Below are 9210 nucleotides of genomic sequence, written 5' to 3' on the forward strand. Positions count from 1 at the left end.
AACTGGTCGAATTCGCCATCATGGGTGAGGCCTTCCAGTCGGCTGTTCATGGCATCGAAAAACCGACAGTCGGCGTTCTGAATGTCGGCTCCGAGGAAATGAAGGGTCATGACGAGGTGCGCGAGGCTCATGCCATGCTGCGTTCTGGTCATCTGCCCATCAATTATTACGGCTTTGTCGAGGGCGACGATATCGCCAAGGGCACGGTGGACGTCATCGTGACCGACGGCTTTACCGGCAATATTGCGCTGAAAACGGCCGAGGGTACGGCCCGCTTTATCGGCACGCTGCTCAAAGATGCGCTGAAGTCCGGTCTGCAATCCAAGATCGGTGCGCTGATTGCCATGCCTGCGCTGAAAAAGATGTCGCGCAAGATCGACCCCAGCACTGTGAACGGCGGCCCCTTGCTGGGTCTGAACGGACTGGTGGTCAAGAGCCACGGTGGAGCCACCGCCGAAGGCTTTGGAAATGCTATTCGCGTCGCCGTTGATCTGGCGCGCAGTGATTATCTGGCCAAGGTCGGAACCAATCTGGCCCGCATGGCCGATATGACCGACGTGGCAACCAAGACGGACGGGGAGTAGTCGAGTGAGCGTAGTTCGGACGGCTGTTACGGGTGTAGGCTCTTATCTACCCCCGAACATTGTCACCAATGAAGAGCTGAGCAAAACCGTCGATACGTCCGATGAATGGATTATCGAGCGGACAGGCATCCATCAACGCCACAAGGCGGCTGATGACCAGCCGACCAGTGATCTGGCTGTAGAGGCCGCGCTTCGTGCGCTAGCCGATGCGGGCAAGACGCCTGCGGATGTGGACCTGATTATCGTGGCCACGACCACGCCGGATAATACCTTCCCGGCAACGGCGGCGATTGTTCAGAAAAAACTGGGCGCACCAGTCGGTATCGCTTTCGATGTTCAGGCTGTCTGCTCGGGCTTTGTCTATGCCATGAGCGTGGCGGACGGCTTTGTTGCCCGTGGCCATTCCAAATGCGCGCTGGTGATCGGTGCCGAGGAAATGACCCGTCTGATGGACTGGTCGGACCGTACCACCTGCGTCCTGTTCGGTGACGGGGCAGGGGCGTTTGTGCTGGAGCCGCGCGAAGGCAACGGCACCAAGGAAGATCAGGGCGTTCTGGGCTTTGCCCTGCGCTGTGACGGCTCCAAGACCGATCTGCTGTATGTCGATGGCGGACCGTCAACGACAGGCACGGTCGGACATCTGCGTATGATCGGCAATCAGGTGTTCCGCCATGCCGTGGTGAATATTTCCGAAGCCATCGTGGCGGCATCCGAGGCCGCTAACATAGCCATTCCGGATATCGACTGGTTTGTACCGCATCAGGCCAATGCGCGAATCATCCGTGGTGTAGGCGAGCGCTTGGGGCTGGACGAGAACCGCGTAATCTCGACGGTCGCCTTGCATGCCAACACCTCTGCGGCATCGATTCCTCTCGCCATGGATACTGCCATCAAGGATGGCCGCATAAAACGTGGTGATTTGATCGTTCTCGAGGCCATGGGCGGAGGATTGACGTGGGGCGCATGCGCATTCCGTTTGTGATTCCGCAAAGAGTGCTTTGATTTTTCGTAGTTTTGGCTTTGTATGACTCCTGATTGATAACGGGGAGACGCAAGTGTCGGAACAGCACACCCTTACCCGGGCAGATCTGTGTGACGCGGTTCACGATGAAGTGGGCCTCTCACGACAGGAATGCTCTGGTCTAGTAGAGCGTACACTCGAGTTGGTGGTTGAATCTCTGGAACGCGGCGAGACGGTCAAACTGTCCGGCTTCGGTGTGTTCCAGGTTCGGGAAAAGCGGGCTCGGATGGGCCGTAACCCGAAAACTGGCGAACCGGCTGCGATTAATCCGCGCCGTGTCATTAGTTTCCGTGCGTCCCAAATCATGAAATCGAGGGTCCACGACGCCGTTGTCGAGGATTGATTTTGACTAAAAGCCCACAAGCCTTCCGTTCCATTTCCGAAGCCGCCGACGAGGTCGGAGTTCCGCAACACGTTTTGCGGTTTTGGGAAGGGAAGCTGGATTTTATCCAGCCCGTTAAGCGCGCGGGAGGTCGACGTTTTTATCGGCCCGAGGACATCCTTATTCTGAAGGATGTCCGTCGCCTTCTTCACGAAGAGGGTATGACCATCAAGGGCGTAGAGCGTCTCTTCAAAGACAAGTCGGTGCGTTCAGGCAAGGTTCCTGCGACCGTAACGCCTTTGGTGAAACCCGAAACCTTATCCTCGGGTGTAAATCGCTCTCATCTGTCTCGTGTTCTGGAACAGATCGAGGCGGCACAAGCGCGACTGAACGCTGTCTTGGCATAATAGTCGCAGCTTATTGTTCATAAGCCACTTTTTTGGTTTGCGGTCGGCAGTTTGCCCGTCTATACGAAGCGTCTTCGGAGCGTGGCGCAGCCTGGTAGCGCACTTGACTGGGGGTCAAGGGGTCGCAGGTTCGAATCCTGTCGCTCCGACCATTTCCTTAGGGAACATGGTCGAAAGAAAAGGGCACCTTTGGGTGCCCTTTTTTGCGTCCGGATTCTATCGGGGATCGGCAGGATGGTTTTGCGGTCCCTTTGCGGGCTTTTCCGCCCAGCGCAGTAGCGGGATCAGCGGGATGCCCCAGCCGATACCGGCGATGATGTAATAGATCGCATCAACCCAGAAAATATCAGGCAGGAATTCGGACAGGGTTACGGCACCCCAGACCCAGAAGGTCAGGAAGGCCAGAACCAGAACGGTGGCGACAAGTTTTCTGAGACGCGGCGACATCAGCGTTTTTTCCGGAACATAAAATACAGCAACAGGCCAGCAACAGCGCCGCCTGCAGCCCATAACGGCCACTGCCAGCTATCTAGTGTTACCAGTGCAAATACCCGCAGCACCAGAAACACGCCACAGATGGCCCCCGAATAGGCGACGACAAAAAAGGCCGGCATTTCGCGGCGACCAGCCAGAAGATCGGCCAGAAAAGCCAGTACGGACACGACCACTACGGTCACGGCCAGTTCAATATAGGGCATGGGCGAATGGCCTCCTCAAACAACCGTGACGCTTAATACAAGAATGCGACTCGAAATCGCTGCGAGACAGGGGCATACCCCTCTGTTCTCCGTCTGACGATAGACGGTCATGATATCGGGGCAAGAGCGGGCGTCGAATGATGCGTATAGGCGAAGTCACCCACAGCCGGTCTGTGGCAATCTGGTTGTTTGTGTGTGCGGCATTGGTGTTTGCCATGGTCGTGGTGGGGGGCGTGACGCGACTGACCGGATCGGGTCTGTCTATCACCGAATGGAAACCCATTATGGGGGCCATCCCGCCGCTTTCGCATGATCAATGGATCGATGCGTTCGAGAAGTACAAGGCGATCCCGCAATACCAGCTGGTCAATGCGGGTATGAGCCTTGGAGAGTTTCAGGGCATTTTCTGGTGGGAGTGGATGCACCGTCTGCTGGGCCGCCTGATCGGTGTAGCCTTTGCTGTCCCGTTCCTGATTTTCGTGGTGTTTCGCATCATGCCGCGCCGTCTGGTGCTGCGCTGTGCGATTCTGCTGGGTCTGGGCGGTCTGCAGGGGCTGATTGGCTGGTGGATGGTTTCGTCCGGCCTCAGCGAGCGCGTTGATGTGGCTCCAGAGCGTCTGGCGACGCATCTGGGACTGGCCTTCATCATTTTCGCCGGTCTGATCTGGGCTGGCCTCGAAGCATGGTCCGGCGAGCAGTTCAATCGTCCGTCGCGTGGCTGGAACCTTGCGGCCACCCTGTTGCTGGCGGCTGTGTTTATCCAGTGCCTGCTGGGGGGGCTGGTGGCCGGTTCAAAGGCCGGCATGGTCTTTACCGACTGGCCCATGATGAGCGGTGCGGTGTTCCCGCCGGTCGAATGGGGGCAGGGCGGTTTGGCCTTCTTGCATGATCAGGGACTGGTCCAGTTCAATCACCGTCTTGGTGCCTACATCCTGCTGGCCTTCGGTACGGTCTATGCCGTGCAGGCATGGCGCTGGCGTCTGTCAGAAGGTTCGGGTGCCGCAGCCTATGCACTGGCGCTTAGCCTGTGGGTACAGGCCGTTCTGGGCATCCTGACCCTAATGCACGCTGTGCCGCTTACGCTGGGCGTGATCCACCAGGCCGTGGCGGCGATTGTGCTGGGTCTGGCGACCTTGAATCTGTGGCTGGTGCGGCGCGCGCGTCCGCGGATATTCAATTCGGGACCGCGTAGCTGAACTGAAAAGCAGCTGACCAAAAAGAAAAGCGCCGGAGGATTTCTCCGGCGCTTTTTTCTATGCGGCTTTGCGAGCGGCCAATGCCGAGGCCACTGTGCCTGCGAACCAGACCGATGCGATAACGATCAGAAGCCCGTAATCGTGCCCCATCCAGATGACGGGGATGAAGGCGGCCAAAGCAATGACTGCCGGAAACATGTTCGACCACATGGCCGAAACCTGTGATTCCAGATGGATCAGCGGACGGACCTGTTGGCCTGCACGCTTCTTCATCCAGCTGTTCAGCGGGACGTAAAGTGCGGTGACGACAATCGCGATCAGCACATATTTCAGTAACTGTCCGGCCTCGCCAAAAATGGCGGCACTACCGATCAGAACGCCCAGCGCACAACCGGTTGTTACGGCGAGCAGGGCATTGGGTTCAAAACGCATCAAGACTTGACCTTAACATAGGATCCGGGAGCAGGCTCCAGCGGAGCCAGCACGCCTTTGGCAGGATCGCGCGCGGGGACCTGTTTGCCGGACAGAGCCGACAGCCATTCCCCCCAATGCGGCCACCAGCTGCCCGGATGTTGTTCCGCGCCCGATTGCCATTCTTCCAGCGTTTCGGGAAGCGTTGCATTGACCCAGTGCTGATATTTGCCTGCATCCGGATGGTTTATGACGCCTGCAATATGGCCTGATCCGGCCAGCGTATAGGTGACGGGGCCGCTAAACAGGCGCGCCGAGCGATAGACAGAGCGCATGGGCGCTATGTGGTCCTCGCGGCTGGCCTGGAAATAGACGGGCACAGTGATGTTCCCCAGATCAATGGTCTCGCCGCCCATCGTGACCTCGCCCTTGGCCAGTGCATTCTGGCCATACATACGGCGCAGATAGTCCAGATGCAGGGTCTTGGGCATGCGGGTCTGGTCGGCATTCCACGCCAGCAGATCAAATGCAGGCGGGTCTTTGCCCATCAGATAGTTGGAGACAAAGAAGGACCAGATCAGGTCATTGCTGCGCAGGGCGTTGAAGGTATCGGCCATAGAGGTGCTGGGCAGAACGCCACCTGCCTCGTCCATCTGGCGCTCGATTTCGGCCAGCCAGTGCTCGTCGGTGAACAGGGCCAGATCGCCGGCTTCGGCAAAGTCGTGCTGGGCCGCAAAGAAGGTGGCGCTGTTGATGCGCGTGTCTTTCTTGGCGGCGGCATGGGCCAGAGCCGAACCCAGCAGGGTTCCGCCAATGCAGTACCCGACCGTGTTCACGGTTTTCTGGCCGGTTTGCTCCAGCACCTTATCTACGGCGCGATAAATGCCTTTTTCCAGATAGTCGTCGAAATTGTAGTGCGACTTGTCCTTGTCCGGATTGACCCACGAGCAAACGAAAACGGTAAAGCCCTGTGCCGTCAGCCAGCGCACCATCGAATTTTCGGGGCGCAGGTCGAGGATGTAGAATTTGTTGATCCACGGCGGGAAGATCAGCAGCGGGATCGCATACTGTTTCGGCGTTGCCGGATCATATTGCAAAAGCTCGAACAGATCGTCGCGCCAGACGACCTGACCCGGTGACGTCGCGACGTTCTCCCCGACTTTGAAACTGTCCGTGTCTGTCTGGCGAATGGCAAGACGCCCGTGGCCGCGTTCCAGATCGGTTGCAAAATTCTGCATGCCCCTGACCAAGGACTCGCCATTGCTCTCGGCCAGAGCCTTGAGGGCCACCGGATTGGAAGCGAGGAAGTTGGAGGGAGACAGGGCATCGGTCAGCAGGCGGGTAAAGAACTCAGCCTGACGTTTGACCTTCGGGTCAATGCCGTCGGCACTGGCGACCAGAGCATGCATCCATTCGGTTGTTGTCAGATACGACTGGCGCATCATGTCGAAGACCGGATTTTCCGACCATGCCGGATCGCGAAAGCGTTTGTCTGTGGCGGGGGCTGCGTCTGTGTCCTGCCCCCATGCGCGGCGAGTGGCCGTGGTCCAAAGGCCCAGATAGCGGTTGAACAGATCAGCCTGAGCCTGGAACAGCTTTTCGGGTTTGGCCGCCAGACTGCTCATCACCGCGCCCATGGCAGGGGTGACGTTGAACGGATCGGACGAAAGCGCCGCAGGGCGATCGGCCTGGGTCAGAGCCGCTTCAGCCAGTGCCGACTGGGCCAGCATGGCGGCCTTGGCCAGATTTAACGACAGTTGCTCTATTTGCTGAATGTGTTCGGCACCAAAACCCGTCGTGGATTCATTTTGCGGCGGCGGAGTATCAGTGGCCGGTTTGGGTTTGGCAGAAACCTTTGGCTTGTCTGGTTGTGCATTCGGCGATTTTGCTGTGGCCGAACGAGAGCGTTTAGCGGTTGTCGAAGCCGTTTTGCCGGTCGAAGTCGGGGCCGCAGGTTTGGTCACCGTTCTGTTCTCCAGAGCAAGGAATAGGCGTATGCCTTTCGCCGCGCTCTATGTTGGCATATGAATGCGCGGGATATGAACGTGAATCTTGTGAAAATCGTATTGCAGCCGGTTGCCGCTGTCGCTCTTTGTGCGGCTCTGTCGGCATGCGCCTTTGATCCTCCGGCTGATCCGGCCTCGCCATTGGCGACCAGAATCGATTCCTTGGTGAGCGAGAACCGCGATTATCCTCGCTGGCAGGACTTTCCGGACGCGCCGGTCAATGTCCCCGATGCGGCCACCGTTCGCACGGCAGTCAGCGGCCTTGAGGCAACTCAGGGCGAATTGGACCGCGAAGTGGCAGCGATTGACTGGGAACTGGGCGATGCCGAACAGTTTGTCACCTCGATGCGCCAGCGACTGACGGCGGACAATGTCGAAATCCCGACAGCCGACACGCCTGCACAAATCGAGGCCTTTGCGGCATCCTTGCGCGAACGTGCCAAGGCACCGCCGCCCGTTGACCGGCCCATGCGCTAAAAGCCTTATACGTCCGTGCCTGACGTGATCGTAAGATAGGCGTCTAGAATCAGCGCCTGTACGATGCCGTACGGATACTGACAGCCCGAGGATACTGGCCGCATGGCTGACGATATGACCCAAAAGCCGTTTCTGGGATTTAGCCGTTCGGCATCTGGCCGTAACTGGCGCATGCGTCCGGCAGATTCCGACGTCACGCGCGCACACATCCAGTCACTGGGTCTGAGCGAACCGCTGGCCCGTGCGCTGGCCTCTCGCGAAATTTTACCCGATCAGGGCGAGAGTTTCCTGAACCCGACCCTGCGGGCCCTGTTTCCCGACCCTTCCAGCTTTATGGATATGGATCAGGCAGCCACTGCCATTCTGGATGCACTACAGGCGGGCGAAAGCATTCATGTTTTCGCGGATTACGATGTCGACGGTGCATCCAGCGCAGCATTGCTGGTGCGCTGGTTCAGGCATCTGGGCGCGGAATTGCCTATCTATGTGCCGGACCGGATGAAGGAAGGATATGGCCCCAGTGCGCCAGCCTTTGATCGCCTGAAAGCCAGCGGTGCCGATCTGGTTATTACCGTGGACTGTGGTGCGGCCGCCAACGAGGCGGTGGCGCATGCCACTGATATCGGTCTGAAGGTTGTCGTTATCGACCACCACATGATGCGCGAAGAGCCGCCCAAATGTCTGGCGGTCGTCAATCCCAACCGGCCCGGTTGCACCTCGGGGCAGGGCAATCTTGCGGCTGCGGGTGTCGTATTTGTCCTGTTGGCGGCACTAAACCGCGAAGGACGCCAACGCGGCTTGTTTGCCGCGACACCCGAGCCGGATATTCGCCAATGGCTGGATCTGGCCGCGATGGGCGCGATTTGCGATGTGACGCGGCTGACGGGCTTTAACCGTGCCTTGGCCAGTCTGGGCCTGAAATCGATGTCGGGCTGGAATAATCCCGGATTGGCCGCCCTGATGAAGGTTGCCGGTGCCGAACTGGGCGAGGCCAAGTCACAAACGGTTGGCTTTGTGCTGGGGCCGAGAATCAATGCGGGTGGACGTATTGGCCGTTCCGATCTGGGGGCCAGCCTGCTGTCGACGCAGGATGCCCGCGAAGCTGACATGTTGGCCCGCGAGCTGGACGAGTTGAACCGCGCCCGCCGTGATGTCGAAGCCGACGTTACTGAACAAGCCATTCGCATGGTCGAGGCTACGGGCGCGCATCAGGATGAAAGCGCCTGTGTACTGGTTGCGGGCGAGGACTGGCATCCGGGGGTAGTGGGTATTGTCGCGGGTCGCCTGCGTGAACGCTGGCGCAAGCCGGTTGTGGTTGTGGGCCTTGACCCTGTGACGGGCACCGGCAAGGGATCGGGCCGTTCACAGCAAGGCATGAATCTGGGCCGTGCCGTACAAAAGGCATGGGAAGAGGGTGTCCTGATTGCCGGTGGCGGTCATGCCATGGCGGCAGGTCTAACCGTGGCCACAGACAATCTCGAAATCTTGCGGGCATTCTTGAATGACGCCCTGAGCGGAGAGCAGGAAGCGGCGCAGGCTTTGGACTGGGTCGAGATCGATGCTCTGATCGATGCACGTTCAGCCACGCGTGACCTGTTCGAAAGTTTTGAAAAACTGGCCCCCTATGGTCCTGCCAATCCCGAGCCGGTGTTTGCTTTCGAGCATATCCAGGTGCGTGAGCCGATGGCGATGAACGGCGGCCATGTGCGTTGTCGTCTGGCAGGGCCTGACGGTGCCTCGGTGCGGGCTATCGCGTGGCGCTGTGCGGATCTGCCACTGGGGCGCATGCTCTTGTCGGGGCAGGGCGGCTTGTGCGTGTCCGGTCGATTGAAGGCCGATGACTGGAACGGCAGGCGCGGCGTGCAATTGGAAATCGAGGACGTTGCCGATCCGCGAATGGGGGCATGAGGTTTGCGCCCCTGCGTCACAGGCCTTTGAAAAAATAAGCAGAAATCGTTCTACCCCGTTGCGTTTCGCGGATTCGCCGTCTATCTAGCCACACGTTCGCGACGCGGTCCCTTCGTCTATCGGTTAGGACGTCAGGTTTTCAACCTGAAAAGAGGGGTTCGATTCCCCTAGGGACTGCCA

10 protein-coding genes, 2 tRNA genes and 1 pseudogene are annotated in these 9210 nt (G+C 58.8%); 9 read left to right on the forward strand and 4 right to left on the reverse strand.

Annotation, left to right across the window (positions count from 1 at the left end; translation table 11 throughout):
- The 5 genes and pseudogenes from RSB01_RS12175 to RSB01_RS12195 all read left to right on the forward strand — a co-directional run.
- A pseudogene (locus RSB01_RS12175) lies at positions 1-584 on the forward strand (phosphate acyltransferase); the annotation flags it as partial.
- A gap of 4 nt (positions 585-588) precedes the next feature.
- Positions 589-1566, forward strand: coding sequence for a beta-ketoacyl-ACP synthase III (locus tag RSB01_RS12180; protein ID WP_332625548.1), 978 nt, complete (start codon positions 589-591; stop codon positions 1564-1566).
- A 73-nt stretch (positions 1567-1639) separates the two neighbouring features.
- The gene (locus tag RSB01_RS12185) at positions 1640-1948 is read left to right on the forward strand and encodes an integration host factor subunit alpha (protein WP_332592185.1); all 309 of its coding nucleotides are present in this window, start codon (positions 1640-1642) and stop codon (positions 1946-1948) included.
- A 2-nt stretch (positions 1949-1950) separates the two neighbouring features.
- Entirely contained in the window at positions 1951-2334 is a 384-nt protein-coding gene (locus RSB01_RS12190) for a MerR family transcriptional regulator (RefSeq protein ID WP_332625550.1), read from the forward strand.
- Positions 2335-2409: 75 nt separating this feature from the next.
- A tRNA-Pro gene (locus RSB01_RS12195) sits at positions 2410-2486 on the forward strand.
- A gap of 64 nt (positions 2487-2550) precedes the next feature.
- Here the strand turns inward: RSB01_RS12195 and RSB01_RS12200 are convergent.
- Both RSB01_RS12200 and RSB01_RS12205 read right to left on the reverse strand, forming a co-directional pair.
- A complete protein-coding gene (locus tag RSB01_RS12200) occupies positions 2551-2781 on the reverse strand; it encodes a DUF2842 domain-containing protein (RefSeq protein ID WP_332620181.1) in 231 nt (76 codons plus the stop codon).
- Positions 2781-3032, reverse strand: coding sequence for a transglycosylase (locus RSB01_RS12205; RefSeq protein WP_332620180.1), 252 nt, complete (start codon positions 3030-3032; stop codon positions 2781-2783). Before RSB01_RS12205 ends, RSB01_RS12200 begins: the two co-directional genes overlap by 1 nt.
- Before the next feature lie 137 nt (positions 3033-3169).
- On the opposite strand from RSB01_RS12205, the gene RSB01_RS12210 reads away from it, so the two are divergent.
- Positions 3170-4228 (forward strand): COX15/CtaA family protein, encoded by a 1059-nt coding sequence (locus tag RSB01_RS12210; RefSeq protein ID WP_332591662.1) that lies wholly within the window; start codon positions 3170-3172, stop codon positions 4226-4228.
- Positions 4229-4285: 57 nt separating this feature from the next.
- Here RSB01_RS12210 and RSB01_RS12215 read toward each other — a convergent pair whose 3' ends face one another.
- Positions 4286-4660: a hypothetical protein gene (locus RSB01_RS12215; RefSeq protein ID WP_332591659.1), complete on the reverse strand. Its 375-nt coding sequence runs from the start codon at positions 4658-4660 to the stop codon at positions 4286-4288.
- The gene (phaC, locus tag RSB01_RS12220; RefSeq protein ID WP_332591663.1) at positions 4660-6369 is read right to left on the reverse strand and encodes a class I poly(R)-hydroxyalkanoic acid synthase; all 1710 of its coding nucleotides are present in this window, start codon (positions 6367-6369) and stop codon (positions 4660-4662) included. The genes RSB01_RS12215 and phaC overlap by 1 nt, the downstream gene beginning before the upstream one ends.
- A gap of 309 nt (positions 6370-6678) precedes the next feature.
- Between phaC and RSB01_RS12225 the strand changes: the two genes are divergently transcribed.
- The 3 genes from RSB01_RS12225 (at position 6679) to RSB01_RS12235 (ending at position 9210) form a co-directional block, all read left to right on the forward strand.
- The gene (locus RSB01_RS12225) at positions 6679-7122 is read left to right on the forward strand and encodes a hypothetical protein (RefSeq protein ID WP_332620179.1); all 444 of its coding nucleotides are present in this window, start codon (positions 6679-6681) and stop codon (positions 7120-7122) included.
- Positions 7123-7224: 102 nt separating this feature from the next.
- Positions 7225-9030 (forward strand): single-stranded-DNA-specific exonuclease RecJ, encoded by a 1806-nt coding sequence (gene recJ / locus RSB01_RS12230; RefSeq protein ID WP_332625552.1) that lies wholly within the window; start codon positions 7225-7227, stop codon positions 9028-9030.
- Between the two features lie 105 nt (positions 9031-9135).
- Positions 9136-9210 (forward strand) — tRNA-Glu (locus tag RSB01_RS12235).

This window comes from Brevundimonas sp., from assembly GCF_036659295.1.
Classification (GTDB): Bacteria; Pseudomonadota; Alphaproteobacteria; order Caulobacterales; family Caulobacteraceae; genus Brevundimonas.